At 44.6% G+C, this 18450-nt stretch carries 18 protein-coding genes and 1 pseudogene; 11 read left to right on the top strand and 8 right to left on the bottom strand.

Annotation, left to right across the window (positions count from 1 at the left end; genetic code table 11):
- Nucleotides 1-254: 254 nt before the first annotated feature.
- Both AB4263_RS15915 and AB4263_RS15910 read right to left on the bottom strand, forming a co-directional pair.
- Nucleotides 255-554, bottom strand: a complete 300-nt coding sequence (locus AB4263_RS15915; protein ID WP_009845720.1) for an isoamylase early set domain-containing protein — start codon at nucleotides 552-554, stop codon at nucleotides 255-257.
- 124 nt (nucleotides 555-678) lie between these two features.
- On the bottom strand, nucleotides 679-1332 hold the full coding sequence (locus AB4263_RS15910; protein WP_017062744.1) for a hypothetical protein: 654 nt from the start codon (nucleotides 1330-1332) through the stop codon (nucleotides 679-681).
- A gap of 32 nt (nucleotides 1333-1364) precedes the next feature.
- On the opposite strand from AB4263_RS15910, the gene AB4263_RS15905 reads away from it, so the two are divergent.
- The 4 genes from AB4263_RS15905 to AB4263_RS15890 all read left to right on the top strand — a co-directional run bounded on the left by AB4263_RS15905 (nucleotide 1365) and on the right by AB4263_RS15890 (nucleotide 6603).
- A complete protein-coding gene (locus AB4263_RS15905; RefSeq protein WP_170926836.1) occupies nucleotides 1365-1847 on the top strand; it encodes a GFA family protein in 483 nt (160 codons plus the stop codon).
- Between the two features lie 175 nt (nucleotides 1848-2022).
- Nucleotides 2023-2697 (top strand): YoaK family protein, encoded by a 675-nt coding sequence (locus tag AB4263_RS15900; RefSeq protein ID WP_372098513.1) that lies wholly within the window; start codon nucleotides 2023-2025, stop codon nucleotides 2695-2697.
- Nucleotides 2698-2925: 228 nt separating this feature from the next.
- Nucleotides 2926-4296: a YjiH family protein gene (locus tag AB4263_RS15895; protein WP_017067418.1), complete on the top strand. Its 1371-nt coding sequence runs from the start codon at nucleotides 2926-2928 to the stop codon at nucleotides 4294-4296.
- Nucleotides 4297-4731: 435 nt separating this feature from the next.
- A complete protein-coding gene (locus AB4263_RS15890) occupies nucleotides 4732-6603 on the top strand; it encodes a methyl-accepting chemotaxis protein (protein WP_017062748.1) in 1872 nt (623 codons plus the stop codon).
- Nucleotides 6604-6731: 128 nt separating this feature from the next.
- Here the strand turns inward: AB4263_RS15890 and AB4263_RS15885 are convergent, their stop codons facing one another.
- The gene (locus tag AB4263_RS15885) at nucleotides 6732-8138 is read right to left on the bottom strand and encodes an alpha-amylase family glycosyl hydrolase (RefSeq protein ID WP_372098512.1); all 1407 of its coding nucleotides are present in this window, start codon (nucleotides 8136-8138) and stop codon (nucleotides 6732-6734) included.
- A gap of 283 nt (nucleotides 8139-8421) precedes the next feature.
- Nucleotides 8422-8703 carry a peptidylprolyl isomerase PpiC gene (gene ppiC, locus AB4263_RS15880; protein WP_258185064.1) on the bottom strand — a complete coding sequence of 94 codons (282 nt, stop codon included), beginning with the start codon at nucleotides 8701-8703 and terminating at the stop codon, nucleotides 8422-8424.
- Nucleotides 8704-8983: 280 nt separating this feature from the next.
- Here ppiC and AB4263_RS15875 point away from each other — a divergent pair, with 280 nt between their 5' ends.
- Nucleotides 8984-9898, top strand: coding sequence for a chemotaxis protein (locus AB4263_RS15875; protein ID WP_017062751.1), 915 nt, complete (start codon nucleotides 8984-8986; stop codon nucleotides 9896-9898).
- Nucleotides 9899-9992: 94 nt separating this feature from the next.
- On the opposite strand, the pseudogene AB4263_RS15870 reads toward AB4263_RS15875, so the two are convergent.
- The 4 genes and pseudogenes from AB4263_RS15870 to hutW all read right to left on the bottom strand — a co-directional run bounded on the left by AB4263_RS15870 (nucleotide 9993) and on the right by hutW (nucleotide 13331).
- A pseudogene (locus AB4263_RS15870) lies at nucleotides 9993-10552 on the bottom strand (ATP:cob(I)alamin adenosyltransferase).
- A 113-nt stretch (nucleotides 10553-10665) separates the two neighbouring features.
- Entirely contained in the window at nucleotides 10666-11196 is a 531-nt protein-coding gene (gene hutZ, locus AB4263_RS15865; RefSeq protein ID WP_004731858.1) for a heme utilization protein HutZ, read from the bottom strand.
- Nucleotides 11197-11351: 155 nt separating this feature from the next.
- Nucleotides 11352-11873 (bottom strand): heme utilization cystosolic carrier protein HutX, encoded by a 522-nt coding sequence (hutX, locus tag AB4263_RS15860; protein ID WP_136974678.1) that lies wholly within the window; start codon nucleotides 11871-11873, stop codon nucleotides 11352-11354.
- Nucleotides 11874-11921: 48 nt separating this feature from the next.
- Entirely contained in the window at nucleotides 11922-13331 is a 1410-nt protein-coding gene (gene hutW / locus AB4263_RS15855) for a heme anaerobic degradation radical SAM methyltransferase ChuW/HutW (RefSeq protein ID WP_372098511.1), read from the bottom strand.
- 161 nt (nucleotides 13332-13492) lie between these two features.
- Here hutW and AB4263_RS15850 point away from each other — a divergent pair, with 161 nt between their 5' ends.
- The 6 genes from AB4263_RS15850 to AB4263_RS15825 all read left to right on the top strand — a co-directional run bounded on the left by AB4263_RS15850 (nucleotide 13493) and on the right by AB4263_RS15825 (nucleotide 18357).
- Nucleotides 13493-14284: an energy transducer TonB gene (locus tag AB4263_RS15850; protein ID WP_017064316.1), complete on the top strand. Its 792-nt coding sequence runs from the start codon at nucleotides 13493-13495 to the stop codon at nucleotides 14282-14284.
- 2 nt (nucleotides 14285-14286) lie between these two features.
- A complete protein-coding gene (locus tag AB4263_RS15845) occupies nucleotides 14287-14988 on the top strand; it encodes a MotA/TolQ/ExbB proton channel family protein (RefSeq protein WP_372098510.1) in 702 nt (233 codons plus the stop codon).
- The gene (locus AB4263_RS15840; RefSeq protein ID WP_017067423.1) at nucleotides 14985-15398 is read left to right on the top strand and encodes a biopolymer transporter ExbD; all 414 of its coding nucleotides are present in this window, start codon (nucleotides 14985-14987) and stop codon (nucleotides 15396-15398) included. Before AB4263_RS15845 ends, AB4263_RS15840 begins: the two co-directional genes overlap by 4 nt.
- A gap of 148 nt (nucleotides 15399-15546) precedes the next feature.
- Nucleotides 15547-16434, top strand: coding sequence for a hemin ABC transporter substrate-binding protein (locus tag AB4263_RS15835; RefSeq protein ID WP_372098509.1), 888 nt, complete (start codon nucleotides 15547-15549; stop codon nucleotides 16432-16434).
- A gap of 103 nt (nucleotides 16435-16537) precedes the next feature.
- Nucleotides 16538-17575 (top strand): iron ABC transporter permease, encoded by a 1038-nt coding sequence (locus AB4263_RS15830; protein WP_136981984.1) that lies wholly within the window; start codon nucleotides 16538-16540, stop codon nucleotides 17573-17575.
- On the top strand, nucleotides 17575-18357 hold the full coding sequence (locus tag AB4263_RS15825) for a heme ABC transporter ATP-binding protein (RefSeq protein WP_017062759.1): 783 nt from the start codon (nucleotides 17575-17577) through the stop codon (nucleotides 18355-18357). Before AB4263_RS15830 ends, AB4263_RS15825 begins: the two co-directional genes overlap by 1 nt.
- Nucleotides 18358-18450 lie beyond the last annotated feature (93 nt).

Here is an 18450-nt window from a genome sequence, read left to right as displayed (position 1 = left end):
ATAAAGGCATAGGATATGCTTTTCAAACGCATAAATCATCAATGCATTGTCATAATATGATGTGAATCTTCCCAACTTAGCCTAAGTCATTGAGTTGCCGTAGATGAAGAGCCACTAGATAAGAAATAAAATTAACCGCTAAATTTAAAAATAAAAAAGCAGAAACGGCTAGTTTCTGCTTTCTATTGGTTGACGTTATTCCGTTTCGAATAATTAATAAACGAAGCGAATTAGTCACTGGTTTTAAGAAAAGATTATGCGTTTACCGTCGACACTAGGCAGTTGTCTTCACCAAATTCATTTGGGATGTAACGATCGGCATTCGCATCGTTCACCCATTGTTGGTCATCAACTAGGTAGCGGAATTGAAACTCGCCATCTTTAGGTAGACGAGTTTTAAACTTGTATACCTTCCCTTTGGCCAGTTTTTTCATTGGGGTGGCTTTCCAATCAAGAAAGTCAGCAACGATGGATACAGAGTTCGCTTCCTGAGCTTCTAGCTCGAAGGTCACTTCAACTTCATCTTTCGTCTTAAAAAAACGTTTATTAATCATTCGCAAGCTCCATTTGTAAAAATAAGCGGACACAAAGCTAAGTGTGTCTAAATTTCATTCATCTAACTAAGATAATATGTAATTTGACTCACATAAACAACAGATCCTTACATTCACGCAAACGTTATTGCTTACCAATTGATTGCGTATCAAAAGAAAAACTCATTAACACCTTTTCAGAAGGGGGTTCTGCAAATGATTGTTCCGCAGAATGCTGAGTAAAGCCGATAAAACCTTCCCCAGTAAGTTTATTCTGTGATTGCGAATCTGGCAGCTGAGCGACCTCCAATGTCTGAATTTGTATACGGTCACCCAGTAAAAGTTGGTCGACTAACACCACGCGGCTTCGTTGCTGGTCATGTTTAAACAGGCCTAGATAATAGAACACACCGCTGCCTTGGTTAGATATCCACATCGGCGCGACAAAGAAACTCGCCTTGCCCAGCGTGGCGGCTGAAAGATTATTGGTGTCTACCGTTACCACACCGCGCTCAACACCTGAGTCATAGCGTCCAAACGCGATGGCTCTAGGCTCATCAACTTCATTGATAAAAGCGTAGGCGTTAGTCTCAGGAACTTTAATTGTCCATGGATTGGTCGTCTTCAAATCAAAAACGGTTTCTACGACTGGGTCATAACTCACTTGAGAAGAAGGAAACTTCGCCAAGATCTCTTCATCACTTAAGCTAAAGCGATAAATACCCGCTACTATCACCACAACCAGCATGACAATTGGAATCAGTAGAATCAGAGGGATAGGTAAGATTTTCTTTTTCATGGGCAATTATATTCTTTTGTTTTCATCCAGTTGTGCAGACCATAAAGGGCTTTAGTATAATTATCAATACAGGGTTAACCAGAAGTGGAGCATGGATGGATATCAATCATATTAAAGATAGAAATATCAGAAGTTGCGAATGCCGCTGTGGAGCAGTCAACCTAGTATGCCGAGGTGAACCTCAACGTACATCTGTCTGCCATTGCTATGAGTGTCAGAAACGCACCGGAAGTGTGTTCGGCGTTCAGGCTCGGTTCCCAATAGAACAAGTTACACTCAGCGGTGAAGTGACCTCTTTTTCACGCATCAGCGATACGGGTAATGAAGTCACCTATCAGTTTTGTCCCAAGTGTGGCACCACCATGCTTTTGCAGTCGGTTGCCGCCGCTGATTTTTATATCGTCCCGCTCGGATTATTTAAAGAGCAAGACTTCCCACTGCCGAGCTTTTCGGTTTATGAAGAACGCAAACACGGTTGGGTTAAGTTCGACCACCAAATGAGCCATTACAACTAGTTCGTCATTGAGCGTTATCTTTATCTCGTTATTGACCGTTATCTTTATATAGCAACAGTATTAAAACAAACTGCAATACTGTTGCCTAAGATCAAATATCAACGCTTCACAGCGCTAGCGTATCTTTTGTCTAGCGTTATAATCTTGCTCCTCTATTTAACCCAGGGTGAACCACATGATTTCTAAGTTACCTCGCTGGGTTGAATACGGCGCCCTTTTGTTAGCTGGTCTTGCTGGCAGTGTTAATGCTATCGGCTTACTTGGCTTCCAACATCAAGCTATCTCCCATATCTCCGGCACCATGTCTTTGCTAGGCAGTAGCCTGCTTACACCGACCTCGGCTTCTGTTCACCTCCTATTGGTGATCATGAGCTTCATGTTAGGTGCGGCGTTCAGCGGGTTCTTTATTGAAAACCAAGCATTGAAGTTAGGACGCCGTTACGGTGTTGCACTATGTATTGAGGGTGGATTGCTGTTTTTGGCGCTGTGGACACTGTTGCAAGGCTATACTTCAGGTCAGTATTTCGCTTCAGCCGCGTGTGGTTTGCAGAACGCGATGATCACCACTTACAGCGGGGCAATCATTCGAACAACACACATGAGCGGGATCATTACCGATCTTGGGATCATGATTGGCGCTCGCTTAAAGGGGATGCCTTTTGACTGCCGTAAAGCCAAACTGCTAATTTTCATTGTGGTTGGCTTCCTGTTTGGCGGCTTAATTGGCGCTTGTCTGTTCCAACGCTTCGAAATCTTGGCATTGGCTTTCCCTGCCTCTTTTGCTTTCATTATTGCGTTTAGCTACTGGTTATACTTGACCTATCGAACTGAAATCCCAGTCAATTTATAAATATCTGGCAATATAACCTCAAACTACGTAACATCCGCAACACTTTATTCTAAACTCTTAATACGTTGCAGAATAACCAGTATGAATATTTAGCTATATTTGATGAATAGTATTGCAAGCGATATTAATACTGGGTAATCTTGCACCCAATGAGAAAATACGGACGTTTAGTGAATAAAAATGCCAAGGATGTGGCTTTTTTACGTGTAGAAATTCGAGAACAATAACATGTCTAACAACAAGAATACTGCTCAAACAGAGAAATCTAAAGGCAGTTTCTGGGTTTTCTTAATCCCATCATTGATTGGTTTATTCCTTTTCATGGCGCCAATCAGCTATCAAGGTGATCTAACCATCCCTGTAGCTATCTTAGCCAAATCAATTCAAGCGGTTTTCGGTGAATATCTAGTCCCTATCATCACTGCGATCGTTGCTTTCATGTCTGTAGCTTCAGTTTTAAGCACCATTTTTAAGCCTACATTCATTACATCAAATTCATTTTTAAACGGCCTTTTCAACCCATCTCCACTGTGGTTGCTGGTTCGTTTAATTGGTGGTGCTGCAGCCGTTATGGCTTTCTTCCAAGTTGGCCCTGAGGTTATTTGGGAAGAAAATACTGGTGGTCTGGTTCTAGAAGGCCTGCTTCCGACACTGTTCTCAGTATTCATCTTTGCTGGTTTGCTACTTCCGCTTCTACTTAACTTTGGTCTACTAGAGCTGTTTGGCACGCTACTAAGTAAAATCATGCGTCCAATCTTCAACCTACCAGGCCGCAGTGCTATTGACTGTATGGCTTCTTGGTTGGGTGACGGCAGTGTTGGTATCCTGCTTACAAGCAAACAGTACGAGAAGAAATTCTACACTCAGCGTGAAGCTGCGGTTGTTGGTACGACTTTCTCAGCAGTATCTATCACATTCAGTCTTGTGGTTATTGCTCAGGTAGAACTAGAGCACCTGTTCCTACCTTTCTACGCAGCAATCTGTTTAGCGGGTATTGTGGCAGCGGTGATCATCCCTCGCCTTCCACCACTAAGCATGAAGAAAGATACTTTCATTGATGGCAGCAAGCCGCACAAAGACGCTGACGCGATCCCAGCAGGTCACTCAACGTTCTCTTGGGGTCTTGAGCTAGCGGTAAATAAAGCATCTCAAGTAAAGTCGGCTAAATCTGTATTTGGCGAAGGCGTTCGTAACGCCGTAGATATGGTATTTGGCGTACTGCCTGTTGTTATGGGTTTAGGTACAATGGCACTAGTTATTGCGGAATACACGTCTGTGTTCTCAATCCTAGGTCAGCCTTTCATTCCATTCCTAGAGCTACTTGGTGTTCCTGAAGCGGTTGCAGCATCTGAAACGATTGTTGTTGGTTTTGCGGACATGTTTATCCCAGCAATCCTTGCGGCTTCTATCGACAACGAGATGACTCGCTTTGTTATTGCAGCAATGTCGGTAACTCAGCTGATCTACATGTCTGAGGTGGGCGCTCTACTTCTAGGCAGTAAGATTCCAGTGAACATCTTAGAACTGTTTATTATCTTTATTCTACGTACGTTAATTACGCTTCCAGTTATCGCTGGTGTAGCGCATCTAATATTCTAAATTAGATACTACTTATGTAACTCAATAAAGATTCAGTTTATAAAGCCTCACTTTTGTGGGGCTTTTTATTTGCGAAAATATATACACAGTATTATTTGGAGTTCAATTAATTTATAAGCTCTGCATGTCATTTGATTTCATATCGTTTATTCACCCCGCCTCTTTTTAATAGAAAACTGAACGCATAACTATCAAATTAATACATTCTTAATTCCTCCTTAAACTCCGTCTAGCCCCATTCCCCAACTCATTGAACCAAATACTAAAAGCAACAAATATGCGCTTTAGTGAATTTTGCATTGTTTAGGTTGTTGTATTTTTGTAGTCTATTTTGTGAAATTACATTCAAGTAAAATCCAATCTAGTCGATATATATAATTACAAAAACACGATTAACTTTAGTCTTCGCAAAGCCTGTGAGAAGGGGAAAACTCAATGAAATTTAGCCATAAGGTGGTTGCTGCATCATCAGCCTTGCTGCTAGTGACAGTATCATTGCTTTCAATACAACAACTTTACACTGTAAGAAGTGCAGTAGAAAACCACGTCAATGCGAGCCTGAAAGAGATGGTCTCGGGCGTGAAAAATACCGTCGTATCGGAGATGAACGCCAAGAAAGCGTTGGCTCAATCGACGACTGAAGTCATCGAGATCAACCCTGAAGATCGCGCTTACGTTAAAGAAATCTTAGAAAAGCCAAAGCTTAAAAACAGCTTCCTAGCGGTTGGTTTTGGTTATGAAGCAAACGGTTTCGTTATTGAAAATGATGATGGTTGGGATGCCGGTCCAGACTACGACCCACGAATTCGTCCTTGGTACATTGATGCTAAATCCAAAAACAGTTTAGTTGTTACCGCTCCTTATGTGGATGCATCAAGTAAGAAAGTCATCATATCAGTAGGTACTCCAGTTAAAGACAACGGCCGCTTTACTGCGGGTATGTTCTACGACCTAGAATTGACGAACCTTGCTACCTTGGTCAACCAAGTGAACTTGTTTGATGCGGGTTACCTGTTCCTAGTAACAGCCGACGGCACCACGATTGCTCACCCAAATGCGAAAAACAACGGTGAAACGCTATCAAGCTACATGCCACAAGCGACTATTCGTGAAGGCTCTCAAGAAATTGAAGTCGACGGCAAAATGTTCCTAGTTAATTTCACCCACATCCCTAGTGAAGATTGGTATATAGGTGCAATCCTCGATGAAGAGATCGCGTTCCAAACCGTTGAAGAATTGAAGAACAGCTCAATGATCTACTCGTTGATTGCAGTTATTCTCAGCATCATTGCACTGACTGTTCTGATTCGTGTGTTAATGCGTCCACTGGATGCGCTTAACCAAGCCATTCAAGATGTGGCGAGCGGTCAAGGTGATTTAACTAAGCGCCTAGATACCAACACAGACCAAGAGTTCTCTGACCTAGCGAAAGGTTTCAACACCTTTACTGAAAACCTGCAAAATCAGATCATTCAATCGAAAGCGATTGGTGTTGAAATTAAGCGTGGTACTGAAATCACGGTTAAAGGTGCAGGCGAATCAGCGAAAGCGATGAATACCCAACTGGAAGAGCTTGAACAGTTAGCGACTGCAATGAACGAGATGGCGGTTACTGCAACTGAAGTTGCAAACAATGCTCAAGGCGCAGCAGCGGCAGCCCGTGAAGCAGACGAAGCAACGCTAGACGGCACATCTGTCGTAAGTGACACCACTCAAGCGATTGATAACCTTTCAGCACGTATCGACCAAGCGGTTGCCGAAGTACAAGTACTTGAATCAGCAACAGCCAACATCGAAACAATTCTAAAAGTAATCAACGATATTGCAGACCAAACCAACCTACTGGCATTGAATGCGGCTATTGAAGCGGCGCGTGCTGGTGAATCAGGCCGTGGTTTCGCAGTCGTTGCCGATGAAGTTCGTACTCTGGCACAACGTACTCAAGAATCAACTACGGAAATCCGCAACATGATCGAGCAGCTCCAAGCGGGTGCAAGCTCAGTATCGAACGCGATGAACCAAAGTAAAGACACAGCCACTGACGCCGTTGAACGCGCTCAGCAAGCGAACTCTTCACTTGACCGTATCCGTGACGCGATTCAACGCATCTCAGATATGAACATCCAGATTGCTTCAGCGGCAGAAGAGCAGAGCTTAGTAGCGGAAGAGATCAATAACAACACTGTTAAGATCAAAGACCTTTCAACACAAGTATCAACAGCGGCCCAAGAAGCGAATACCGCAATGCAGCAGCAAACTGACAATGTTCGCCAACAAGACGAGCTATTGAATAAGTTTACGGTTTAACCAAGGTTTGGCTCAGTTGCCGTTTGGCTGAGTCGCCATTTGGTTTAGTTACCGAGCAATAGCTTAAAATAAAAAGCCCCGATTACTGATTGCCAGTAAGCGGGGCTTCTCTTTCAAGTCTATCCAAGTTAACTCGTGACAGGCTTCAATTCATTCGTCGTTAACATCATACATTGGTTCGATTCCACCTTGATGGTTAAATCCTTACCAACACATTCAAACACATCACCCGACAGTAAATCGGTTACCGCACCAGTCCAATTTAATGAGGCTGTTTTGCTTCGCTTCGACTTGTTGATCACCACAATGCCTTTATCGCCACGGACAAACACCAACAAATCATCATTCGCTTCAACCACACGCATCGCTTCGCCATGAACATGGTTATGGAATTGAATCATGCTTTTCATGTAAGGCGCTTGCCAGTCGTTAAGCCAACGAGGCTGACCGCTCTTGTCCAGAATACCGCTGGTGCTCAGTTCACTGTAAACAAGCGGCACACCGCCGTCTCGACCAAGAATGAAAGCATGAGCCAATCGCTCATCCACTTCATCCATCACATGCTCCAAAAACACCTCGTTATTGGGAATATCATGAGTGACCGCAAACGTGATCGCTCGCATATTCGACAGAGCCTGACCAAAACAGTATGGGTTAATCAAAGACTTAAAGCTGCCCTGCTCTTCAAATGCTTTGAAGATGGTGTTGAACAACGGGAAATCGTAAGCGCCTAAGCGAGTGTGTTTAAGATAAGGCTCAAGGAACAGCTCATACTCTTCTTCTGTCGCGCCGCCATCGGTAATGATCTCACCGAAGATGTGCATTTCTTCGCAGATGTCATCCGTCCACACCTTGCGTAGGTGTGCCAGTGTCATATGCTTTGCCGCATCAATGCGAAATCCTTTCACACCAATCTCTTTCAGTGCTTTTAGGTAGGCTCTTTGTTGTGCCACCACATTATCGTTATCGAGTAGCGTTGGCAGGCCAGGATCGCTGGCGCCACCGGTAATACGCCCGTTTTGCACTTCCCACGTGTCTTTCCAGTTCTTGATACCAAACGCTTCCACGAAGTCGTTCTCATCAAAAAGAGGCTCAGAAAGGTCACCAAACAAACGTATGGATTCATAATAGTCAGCATCTTTTTGATAAGACGCCATGTCTTGCTGATTGGGATACGTTAGATCACCGCGGATACCCGATTCGTTGGCCATGTGGTTAAACACCACATCCACATAAGTACGAAGCCCATGTCGCTTTAACGTGTCGACCATCGCTTTAAAATCTTGTGTGTCACCCAACTGATTATCGATCACACGATAGTCTTGGGGCTGATAGCGTTGCCACCATTGAGTACCAGAATTTCGATCGCAACCTTTAGGGCCGCGCAGCGATTTCATCGCCGGTGATACTAAAACAGATTTATAACCCAACTCTTGGATCAGTGGGGCGTTCTTCATTACGTCAGCGTAGCACCAGTCAAAGGCATGCAATATGACATCTGTCGCTGGATTGCTTAACATAGCTGAACTCTCCATGTTGTTCTCCTACCAAACTCGTTTACAGCTTTCTAGATAAATACAAAGGCTAAAAGGCAAAGCTGCATAAATTTCCTTAAGGATGGTATTTATTATATGAGTTACTCATTAAAAACCCTCCTCCTCCTACCAATTACTCACGGTGGATGGTTGAGGGCGTAGCACCAATTATCGCATAACGTCTGGGATGAACACTCAACCGTAGTGCTTTAAAACGCGCACAAAAGTCACAAAAAAGGAGCGTATATACGCTCCTTTTATTCAATCTAACACATATTTATGACTAAGTTCTGTAAAGAACCTTCACCACATGCCAACCGAATTTTGTTTTCACAAGGTGTGGTACAAGCGTCTCGCCAGAGAAACAAACCTTATCAAACTGAGGCACCATTTGACCTTTTTTGAACTCACCTAGGTCGCCGCCCTTCTTACCAGATGGACAGGTTGAATGTTTCTTCGCTAGCGTTTGAAATTTAGCGCCCTTTTTAAGCTGCGTCATGATGTCTTCTGCTAGTTCTTTATGCTTCACCAAAATATGAAGCGCTGCTGCTGTTCTTGCCATGATAATTCTCAGTTTGTTGCTGCCAGTTTACTTACGACGATTGCTTAGAACATCGTGAATGAACTGATTGTTGTAAATCTGTTTGCCGCTAACGGCTTATCGACATAAATTCATCGACAGCCAGCGTTTAGCGTGATTTTAACCCAAGAACCGCTATTCTTCACTCTATAACCGAAAACAACTGCCTTAAAGGTCATTAAAACCGCATCGCGACTTGCTGCGGCTTCCATTTCCCTTTAAATTAATCCTTATAAATTAAGCGCGTATTAAGTAGGAGCCACTTATGGCCAAACCGATCAGTAAAGCGAGTCAGTCACAGGGAATGTTGATGTTCAAGTTATCCCTCACTCAAAGTTTTGCGATTGGCACGCTTAAGGTCAGAGAAATCGTCCCTTTTCAGCCGATGACTCAGATCCCCTACTCCCATCATCACGTGATTGGTACAGTGACTATCCGCGACCTTACAGTTCCTGTGATTGATATGTCCGCTGCGATTGGCTTCCGTCCGATAACACCCGCTGAATACCAAGATTGTGTACTCATCGTTACTGACTGTTTGAGAACAGTTGTGGCGTTCTTGGTTCGTTCAATTGATAAAATCATTGAATGCGACTGGAAGAGCATTGAATCTCCACCCACCAGTGTGGGTCGCAATGTGTTTGTAACGGGTATTACACGTTTTGAAGACCGTATTGTGCAAATGCTCGATGTGGAACTGCTGCTTTCTAAGATCTACCCAGCTTATGAGAATGCTCATATCCCGATGCTGACCGATGTAGAAAGGGAACGCCTCAAAGCATTGAACATCTTATTAGTGGATGACTCTTTGATTGCACGTAAACAGTTATCTGATGCCTTAGACAGCATCAACATCCCTTACAGCATATGTAACAACGGCTTAGATGCCATCGACCTAATGCGACGCCAAGCCAGCGCTGGCAATGCCATTGATCTTCTGGTGAGTGATATCGAGATGCCGGGATTAGATGGTTATGAGCTTGCATTTGAAGTGCAAAACGACAGCGCTTTAAGTCACGCTTACTGTATTTTGCATACCTCACTGTCCAGTGAGATCTGTGTCGACCGTGCTAATCAGGTGGGGGCGCATGAAGCGCTTGAGAAGTTCAACGCGGGTGAATTAATCGAAGCTATGCTACGCGGCGCAAAAGTCTTAAACGGCGCCTCTACGGCTGCTTAGGCTCTGTTATAGAAGCTAAACCTGGCATAGTGCTCAATGGTTTAGCTTCTTAGTCTCTTCTTTCTTCAAATCTTAATAAGAATAGAGCTAACCGTTAGTCTTTGTTTTCTGGCATAGACTTTTTCGGCATAGAGTAGCTCTTACTCACAAATTCCACTTCCTCGACTTCATTCACATGATTGGTAAAAGAGGCCAATGCATAGAGAGTGTTCGCGACTAGGTTGGCGTATTTAAAAAGAATCGGGTCTGGCGACTTTTTGCTTTCATGATGTTCAATACTCACCAAAGCTCGCACAACTTTCTTAGCCTGACAACGACACAAGTGAAGTTCACTAGACACTCGGTGTCCACCGGGTAAGACAAAGCCTTTACCCCCCCTTCTAACTGCTCACGGATACGATGATAATCTTGCTTGAGCTCGACCAATTCAGACTCGGTGATGGCAAGCTTACCGCGCACAGAGCCATTCAAATGGTAGATGTTTGGCTGCAAGCGTTGCAGGATCTCACGAACCTGAGGCTCTAGCTCTAAAGACAACACCAATCCAACTCGGCAACAAAGTTCATCCGACAAAATCTCAAAATCACAGATAGGACTGTCTTCATAAATAAACGGGTAACAGAACTCGTCCCAATCTCGACTTACTGGTTTCACGTACCGATCCTTACATATAAATAGTCATCAAACGCCAATATACCAAACTCTTTGATTTAGAAATAAAAAAGCCCTCACATTGGAGGGCTCCTAAAGAAATCGATTAAACGAGATTACTCGTTAGATACTTTTTTGTGACCTTCTTGTAGGTGAACGAAATCCACCAGATCGTCGCCTGACACTTGGTATGCCTGACCAAAGCCTTTAACGAACAGGCCGTTCTCAGCTTTAAGGTTAAACAGAGAGAAGTCTTGAAGTTGGCTCAAACCATCAATGATTTCGCCAAAACGCTCTTGCATCTGGCCAATCACTTGAGTCCAAAGTTCCGTTTCACGCTCCACAACACTTGCTTGAGCATCAAACGTTAAACGTTTACGTGCGTAAAGTTGCTTCGAGCTCTCTTCGTCTTCAATCATCATCAAAGAGACCTGAGGGTTCGCTTTCAAGTTGCGAGCATGACGAGCAATATCAGAAATTAGAACAAAGTAACCTTCTTGGTTCTGAACGAAAGGTGCGTAACTTACGTTCGGGCGACCTTCTTCATCAACCGTTGCAAGTTGAAGGGTACGGCGCTCTTGGCGAAACTCTTTAATTTCTGGACCTAGGCGACCTTGTAGACGTTCTTGTTTTACTTGCTGTTCCATGGGTAATTCCTTTCTTCACTTTCTCTGATTTATTATTTTTGCCCGAGGTTGAGCGATCATTAGCGAACTAAACGATCCTCGAGCATTGATGTCTTGTTTAAGCCAGTTGGCAACCCTATGTCAGATTACTGCTGATTATTTACTATTGACTGTACTTAAGCTTGTTCTTTTAACGCTTTGAAGCGTTCTACTTGGTCGGCAATAAGCTCACGCTTTTCGTTGCGGCCTAGGTAAATCTTAAAAATGTTCTCACCGGTTTCACTGAAGAAGCCGAAGTAATGACTTTCACGACCCATGAACGCCTTGCTCACCAAACCGATATGTTTAACGTTATCAAGTTTAAGGTGACCATGAAGCTCGCCCTCTTTGCCCATTAGGTTGTAGTAACCACGCGCTACCTTACCTTTCGGGAATGGCGCTTTTACTTCAAAGATAGAACCAAATGAATGCACGATAGTGGTCACAGGCCCCCAACCCACTAAACCTTCTAGAATCTCTTGAGCACGTCTGCCATCTAGCATTACTGCCATGTCGTTTGGAAAAGCAGCAACCACTTCAACCTCTGAAACACCTAGCTTCTCAGCAATTGCTGTTGGCAGTAGTTTTGGCTCTTCTTCTAAAATTCGAGCTACGCGTTGTTCTAGAGTTTCTGTCATTTCTAATGTTGTATCTGTCATTGAATATGTTCCGTATAAACGAGTAAGTTATAAACTAAAAATTCGATATTAAGCGTGCTTCAAACTTGCATGCGGGTGTACGCTCGAACCTGACGCTTTAGGCGCTGGGTGCATAGCTTGGTATTCAGCGTTAAGCACTTGAATCACACTCTGCGCTAGGCTTACCGCCCAAAAGCTGCCAGCAATAGTCAGGCTCAGATAATCTTCCGAAAGCTCAACTAAACCGTTATTTTCCCAATGTGCGAACAAAGGTTTTAGGTAGTCGAACGTGTCTTGTCCCATAAAGCTCGGTAGCGTACTTCTTCTAACAACACCAGAATCGAAACCTGCCTTTAATGTTGAGAAGATAGGCTCTAATGAGCTTTGCTTAGTCATCATGGCAATAGGTAATTGACCTTGCTTTATAGACTCCATGTAGCTGTCTAAAGTTCGATGCTGCATCACACCATGACCGCCGATGTTGCCACCAGCGCCACAACCAATGGGTAGAACTTCGGCATAAGTTTTCGCTAAGCTGTTGTAAATGCTGCGTTCGCGGTTATCACGAGTCCAGTGGTTTACGCTCAGTTGCTTGACCTTATTTTTTGCCATGAACTCCACAGCCGCCAAATACATGCTCGCCTTATCAGGCGTATTGGTCGGCGGTGGGATTTTTCCTTTCTCAACAAGATTAAGCATAGGTGCATTGCCCGCAACGATCAGTTGGTAGAGGTCAATACCGTGTGCGCCAGTAGACATGTAGTCTTCTAAATCTTGTTGGAACACTTCCATAGATTGGTGTGGTAATCCGTATAACAGATCAAGAACGATTGGCGCTTGCTCGGTGCGGCTTAGTGAACTGATACGTTCTAGCACAACCTCTCGGTCATCTAGGCGCTTAGCACTACGTCGAACCTGAGTATTGAAACTTTGAATACCGAACGAGAAACGATTGAAGCCACCTTCAAGCGCACGATCAAACATCTCGTCACCAAATCGATTGATGCGCCCTTCCAATGTCATCTCAACATCGTTTGCTAGTGGGAAATATTGACGAATCGCTTTACCCAGCTGCTCAACTTGTTGAGACGACAAATCGGTGGGAGTTCCGCCACCAATATAGACGGCGTGAAATAGTCCAGACTGAGCCCAAGGTGTTTTGGCTTTCTGCTTTAGCTCGACCATCAGTGCATCGAAATACTCATCCACTAATTTACGGCTTGCGGCATTTTGGAAGAAATTGCAGAACGTACAACGCACACGACAGAAAGGAATGTGGATATACAAGCAACGCGTATCCTGTTTTTTCCCTTCACTCAGCATCAGTTCGTCAAAGAGTTCTAACTTCTTACTGGGGTCGACCGGAATTGAACTTCCTCCGGCGTGTGCAGAATGCTTTTTCGCAAACGCAAAACGAAGCGGATCAGGGCTAGAAATGCCCAAGATTGATTCGTCAAATTTATAAATATTAAGACTCATATAATCTCTCTAAACACTTACATAGCAAAGTCTGGAAGACTATTCGCTAAAAACTGAGAGAATCATAAATACACGCAAATGATAATGCAATTGATAATTGATCTTATTTAGATTCTAAGCAATAATCCGATACAGAATTTTGATTTGGTAAAGGATTGATTGTGAACGTTCCTAGATATGTTATTGCAGGCGGTGCATCGTTAGTGATTCATGCCGCGTTGTTGTTTGTCGCTCAAGAATCCAAAGTATTTGCGATGCCTGCAGGTAGCCAATCGAACACGGTATCGATCAACTTCACTCCTAAGAGCGTTCCTTCACAAGCTCAGCAAAAAACAATCACAGAGCCAGTTAAACCTGAGCCAATAAAAGAAACCGTCTCACAAGCCGAACCAAAAACGGTTGAGCCAAAGCAAACTAAGCCAACCCCAAAGAAAAAAGCGATCACCAATAAACCTCAACCAAAGAAAGTTGAGAAAAAAGTGATTGAAAAGAAGGTTGTCGAGAAAAAGCCTGTTCAAAAGAAACCAGTGACTGAGAAAAAGGTGGTGAAGAAAGAACGCCCAGAGCCAGCCACTCAACCAGAGAAACTGGCCGACAAGAAAGTCGATAAGAATATGGACGAATCTGCCAACCAGCCTCAGGAAGTAAACCAAGGCGTATCAAACCAAGAGCCGGTTTTAGTCACTAAGCCTTCGTTCTCTGCGCGTCCTACCCCACCGAATTACCCTCGCCAAGCAAGACGTCGTGGCGTTGAAGGTGTCGCGACTTATGAGATCTGGCTAGACGCTGAAGGCAAACAAATTAAACAAGCATTAGTAAATTCATCAGGCGCGCTAATGCTCGATAACGCCGCATTAGATGCCATTAAACAATGGAAATTCTCACCTCACACTGTCAATGGTCGAGCGATTGCTCACCGAGTACAAATACCTGTTCGTTTTAGGTTGGATTAATCATGCAACAAATCAGTTACTTACAAGATCAACTTGGCTTAATGACTTGGCCTCTTCTTATCTGCTCAGCATTAACAGCAATGATCATCGCTGAACGTGTCTTCCAAGTCATGCTCAGCATTGGTGTGGGCAAACGTGCCATTCGTCGCGAGTTAAACCAAACCTCACCAACCAACAGCAAAGAGATTGAAGCGCTTGCTCAGTCGATTTCAGGTAAACGCCCGCTCTTGTACAAGGGCGTGTCAATGTTGCTTGCTCACCACTCTTTCTCAAAAGGGTTACGTGAAGATGCCGCTGGGATCTGGCTACAAGAAAAACGCCACCAGCTTCATGCAGGTTTAAGACTGCTTGGTTTGATCGGCGTGATCACCCCACTCATCGGCTTGCTTGGTACGGTACTTGGTCTTATTGAGATGTTTAAAGGCGTTGCCGCGACAACAGGCAGCATCACGCCTAATGATTTGGCAGACGGTCTTGGATTAGCAATGCGAACCACAGCAGCAGGTTTGATGATTGCGCTTCCTGCTATTTCTGGTGCTCAGCTACTAGGGCTATGGGCCGATCGAGTGCTGGCTCAATTGGAGCATACATTGAACTATGTGAATGTGTGGCTAGAAGGCATGTCGATTCAAACTAATCAGTCTGGCGAAACTAAAGGTTCATCATTAAACAAAGTCGCTGTCGGTGATGTGAGACAAGCATGATTAAAACGCCCCACTCATCTCAAACACAAAGTTTGGCTCCTGACTTAACACCGCTGCTCGACATCATTTTTATCGTGATGGTATTCCTGCTGCTGACAGCATCGGTGAAGTTGGAGTCACTGGAAGTTGAGCTGCCAAGCTCGGATGTTAAAAACGTTTCTGAAGTCCACAAGGATTCAATTAGCGTCAATATTTTAGACCGCGAACCCTACTGGGCAATTAACGGCCAAGAATACATCGACTGGGAAAACTTCAAGATTGCGCTGTTAGAAGAGACTGGTTCAACGGATAAAAAACCGATCATCATTGGCGCAGATAAAGCCGCTAACGTGGAGAACCTAGTGAAGTTGCTTTCATTCCTTCAAGAAAACGGAATACCAGCGACTCAATTGCTCACGGACGATGGCTAGAGCGACACTCAATTTTCACGAGGTTTGGCTTCTGGTTGATAAAACTAAACAAGCAGACTAAGCCTCTCTATCGATTCGAACTCACAATGCGAACGGACTGCTCACTGAGTATCTTCGCGATACAAAAAGAAAATATAAAGAACTTATTATGAACAACTTAAACGTGCTCAATAAATTAAAGACCAAGACACCTCTTCTTTCATTAGCTGCAATCAGCCTGGCACTTAGCGCACCCGCAATGGCCAACGATGCTGAACAACCTCGAATCATCAGTGCTGGTAGTGCCGTTACTGAATTGGTTTTGGCATTAGGTGCCGAAGAGCAGTTAGTCGCGATTGATGTGACCAGCCACTTCCCTCAAGGAGAAAGCCTGCCAAAGATTGGTTATCACCGAAACCTGTCTGCTGAAGGTCTACTCGCCCTAGAGCCAACCACATTGATTGGCTCGGATGAAATGGGACCAGACAACGCTATCTCTCAATTAAAATCGGCAGGCGTCGATGTAGAGATTGTTAACACTGAAGCAAACGTGGAAGGGCTATTAAAGCGTATCGACCAAATCGCAAAGATCACCCATACCGAAGACCACTCGCAGCAAGTGAAAACCGATGTGAATCAAAAGATCGCAGCACTGAAAGCGAACCAAGTACCAAGCAACGAAGCGAAGAAAGTTCTATTCCTGTTGCTGCATGAAGGTCGCCCTGCCAACGTTGCTGGCGGTGAAACATCACCAAACGCAATCATCGAGTTAGCTGGCGGTATCAACCCTGCCGCTCAGAGCTTAACGTCTTACAAGCCACTTTCAATGGAATCACTCGTTGAGATGCAACCTGATGTCATTTTAGTAAGCGGCCGTAGTTATCAAAAAATGGGCGGCGCAGATGCCATCCTGAAATCACTGCCTATGCTAGCGGCAACGCCTGCAGGTATGAACAAGCAAATCATTACCGTAAATGGCAGTGCTTTGGTTGGCGGGCTTGGCCTAGAAAGCCTCTCTGAAGCAAAGCGTCTAAACGCACTTATCTACCCGCTATAACTCAACCACCCTATTTCTGCTATCGCTAATTCGCTTCCCTCACCAACTGACTCACGCTGTTGTTGAAGGAGGTCGAAGTTAGCGATAGATATTGAGGCCCTTTATGTTGTTACGCTCCGTCCCACTGAAAACGTCGATGTTAGCTCTAGGTGCAACCCTAGCTTTTGTCGCGCTGTACTCGATCACTGTTGGGCCAATGAACATTAGCTTAGCGGACAGCGCCACAAGCTTAATTAAACCAAACAATGACTTAGCACCTCACATCAACTTAGTGATTCAAGAGATCCGCTTACCTAGAACCATCTTGTGCATGCTGATTGGTGCGATCCTCGCCTTGTGTGGTGCAGTGATGCAGGGTTTGTTTCGAAACCCACTTGCAGAACCTGGCATCATAGGTGTGTCTGCGGGCGCAGCATTAGGTGCTGCACTGGCTATCGTTTTGTTCTCTGAGCTATCGCTTCGATACCCTGCTTTCATGAACTTTGCTGCGGTTCCTGTGTTCGCTTTTCTTGGCGGCGCTTTAACCACGCTGCTGGTGTATAAGCTGGGTACAGGTAAATTAGGCACCTCTGTCACCATCATGTTGTTGGCGGGTGTGGCGATCAGTGCGCTCTCTGGCGCAGGTATTGGCTTCTTGAATTTCATTGCTGATGACCAAATGCTGCGCGATCTTTCATTGTGGTCGATGGGTTCATTGGCGGGCGCTAAGTGGTCAGGAATTTTGCTGGCAGCTGTCACGCTCGTTGGCTTGTTTGTTGTTTTCTACCGCCAAGCGATGTCTCTAAATGCTCTATTACTGGGCGAGTCAGAAGCGCAACACCTTGGTATCCCAGTTCAAAAGCTGAAACGAAAGCTGATTCTACTGACGGCTGCGGGCGTTGGTATCACAGTTAGCCTGTCTGGCATGATTGGTTTTATTGGATTGGTTATCCCACATTTAGGTCGCATGTTGGCAGGCCCTGACCACCGAGTTCTGTTGCCACTATCAGCGGTACTAGGCGCACTGCTGCTAACCGCCGCAGACATGTTCTCACGTGTGGTACTTGCTCCGGCTGAACTTCCTGTTGGTATTGTCACTGCGATTATCGGCGCCCCATTCTTCTTATATCTACTATTTCAACAGAAAGGGAGAATCCTTTAATGTTTCCTTCAGCTTTAAAAGCGACCGATATCGAAGTGAAGTTCGGCAGTAAAGTGATATTAGATGGCGTTTCTATTGAGATTGAAGCGGGAAAGGTAACCACACTGCTTGGGCCAAATGGCGCAGGTAAAAGCACGCTGCTTAAAGCTTTGTGCCAAGAGATATCAAGCAACGGCGATATCCAGTATTTTGGACACAGTAAAGACAAGTGGCCTTCTCAAAAGTTAGCGAAGCACCTTGCTATGCTTCCTCAACACAGCACATTGACCTTCCCATTCTTGGCACATGAAGTTGTCGAGCTTGGTGGGATTCCTCTGCAAGAATCCAACAAGAAGCTGACCAGCATTGCTAGCCAAAAAATGGATGTTGCTGATGTGACTCACCTGAGTGAAAGACTTTATCCTTCGCTATCAGGCGGTGAAAAGCAGCGAGTGCACTTGGCTCGAGTGTTAACTCAGCTTCACCACTCTGGTGACCAATGTATTTTGATGCTTGATGAACCAACCTCTGCACTGGATCTTGCCCACCAGCACAACACCTTAAAGATTGCGAGAGAATTAGCCGATAACCACAATGCCGCGGTTATCGTGGTTTTGCATGATCTCAACTTAGCCGCGCAGTATTCCGATCGATTGGTGGTATTGAAAGATGGCAATTTGGTGTGTGATGGCAAGCCTTGGGATGCACTGAAACCTTCGATGATAGAAGATGTGTATGGTTACAAAAGTATCGTAGAAAAACACCCAACCATGAGCTTCCCTCAGGTTCACCCCGCACAATAAGTCCGATTAAGGAGCGACTCGTTTTGAGTATTCGTTCTTGATAACAATGACGTAATCCTAAGCCTCGATTTGTTCGGGGCTTTTTATTGGCTC

The organism is Vibrio sp. 10N.261.55.C5 (assembly GCF_041470505.1).
GTDB lineage: Bacteria > Pseudomonadota > Gammaproteobacteria > Enterobacterales > Vibrionaceae > Vibrio > Vibrio crassostreae_C.
This window is presented reverse-complemented; position numbering and strand designations above follow the sequence as displayed.

Excerpts from the sequence above, each read along its gene's own strand:
- AB4263_RS15885 (WP_372098512.1), bottom strand. The coding sequence starts at position 8,138 with ATGGAGAGTTCAGCTATGTTAAGCAATCCAGCGACAGATGTCATATTG.
- AB4263_RS15840 (WP_017067423.1), top strand. The coding sequence starts at position 14,985 with ATGATTAAAACGCCCCACTCATCTCAAACACAAAGTTTGGCTCCTGAC.
- AB4263_RS15900 (WP_372098513.1), top strand. The coding sequence starts at position 2,023 with ATGATTTCTAAGTTACCTCGCTGGGTTGAATACGGCGCCCTTTTGTTA.
- AB4263_RS15890 (WP_017062748.1), top strand. The coding sequence starts at position 4,732 with ATGAAATTTAGCCATAAGGTGGTTGCTGCATCATCAGCCTTGCTGCTA.
- AB4263_RS15825 (WP_017062759.1), top strand. The coding sequence starts at position 17,575 with ATGTTTCCTTCAGCTTTAAAAGCGACCGATATCGAAGTGAAGTTCGGC.
- AB4263_RS15895 (WP_017067418.1), top strand. The coding sequence starts at position 2,926 with ATGTCTAACAACAAGAATACTGCTCAAACAGAGAAATCTAAAGGCAGT.
- AB4263_RS15910 (WP_017062744.1), bottom strand. The coding sequence starts at position 1,332 with ATGAAAAAGAAAATCTTACCTATCCCTCTGATTCTACTGATTCCAATT.
- AB4263_RS15830 (WP_136981984.1), top strand. The coding sequence starts at position 16,538 with ATGTTGTTACGCTCCGTCCCACTGAAAACGTCGATGTTAGCTCTAGGT.
- AB4263_RS15835 (WP_372098509.1), top strand. The coding sequence starts at position 15,547 with ATGAACAACTTAAACGTGCTCAATAAATTAAAGACCAAGACACCTCTT.
- hutX (WP_136974678.1), bottom strand. The coding sequence starts at position 11,873 with ATGACAGATACAACATTAGAAATGACAGAAACTCTAGAACAACGCGTA.
- hutZ (WP_004731858.1), bottom strand. The coding sequence starts at position 11,196 with ATGGAACAGCAAGTAAAACAAGAACGTCTACAAGGTCGCCTAGGTCCA.
- hutW (WP_372098511.1), bottom strand. The coding sequence starts at position 13,331 with ATGAGTCTTAATATTTATAAATTTGACGAATCAATCTTGGGCATTTCT.
- AB4263_RS15915 (WP_009845720.1), bottom strand. The coding sequence starts at position 554 with ATGATTAATAAACGTTTTTTTAAGACGAAAGATGAAGTTGAAGTGACC.
- AB4263_RS15875 (WP_017062751.1), top strand. The coding sequence starts at position 8,984 with ATGGCCAAACCGATCAGTAAAGCGAGTCAGTCACAGGGAATGTTGATG.
- AB4263_RS15845 (WP_372098510.1), top strand. The coding sequence starts at position 14,287 with ATGCAACAAATCAGTTACTTACAAGATCAACTTGGCTTAATGACTTGG.